The sequence below is a fragment of the Tetragenococcus solitarius NBRC 100494 genome (genome assembly GCF_001544195.1).
Lineage (GTDB): Bacteria > Bacillota > Bacilli > Lactobacillales > Enterococcaceae > Tetragenococcus > Tetragenococcus solitarius.
Genome location: NZ_BCPY01000097.1, coordinates 1 through 510 on the forward strand (window position 1 = coordinate 1; position 510 = coordinate 510).

Here is a 510-nt window from a genome sequence, read left to right on the forward strand (position 1 = left end):
CCTTATATGGATCGAGACAGAATCGAACTGCCGACACACGGAGCTTCAATCCGTTGCTCTACCGACTGAGCTATCGATCCAAAACGGTCTGGACGGGACTCGAACCCGCGACCTCCTGCGTGACAGGCAGGCATTCTAACCAGCTGAACTACCAGACCAGCCTTGTTGTAAGTAATAAGTACTTTAAAAAGTACAATTGCGGGAGCAAGATTTGAACTTGCGACCTTCGGGTTATGAGCCCGACGAGCTACCAGACTGCTCCATCCCGCGATAATAAAATAATTTTTACTTGCAATATAATTACAAGCAATTTCGATAAAGGAGGATAAGGGATTCGAACCCTTGCGCGGTTTTACCCGCCTGACGGTTTTCAAGACCGTTCCCTTCAGCCGGACTTGGGTAATCCTCCATAATCCCAAGACGCATGGTCCGTACGGGATTCGAACCCGTGATACCGCCGTGAAAGGGCGGTGTCTTAACCACTTGACCAACGGACCTTGTTTTGTAAAG

At 49.0% G+C, this 510-nt stretch carries 5 tRNA genes; all 5 read right to left on the reverse strand.

Annotation, left to right across the window (positions count from 1 at the left end):
* Positions 1-7 precede the first annotated feature (7 nt).
* The 5 genes from TS1_RS12300 to TS1_RS12320 all read right to left on the reverse strand — a co-directional run bounded on the left by TS1_RS12300 (position 8) and on the right by TS1_RS12320 (position 497).
* Positions 8-80: transfer RNA gene (locus TS1_RS12300), tRNA-Phe, on the reverse strand.
* 4 nt (positions 81-84) lie between these two features.
* Positions 85-158 (reverse strand) — tRNA-Asp (locus TS1_RS12305).
* A 38-nt stretch (positions 159-196) separates the two neighbouring features.
* Positions 197-270 (reverse strand) — tRNA-Met (locus tag TS1_RS12310).
* A gap of 49 nt (positions 271-319) precedes the next feature.
* Positions 320-409: transfer RNA gene (locus tag TS1_RS12315), tRNA-Ser, on the reverse strand.
* 16 nt (positions 410-425) lie between these two features.
* Positions 426-497: transfer RNA gene (locus TS1_RS12320), tRNA-Glu, on the reverse strand.
* Positions 498-510 lie beyond the last annotated feature (13 nt).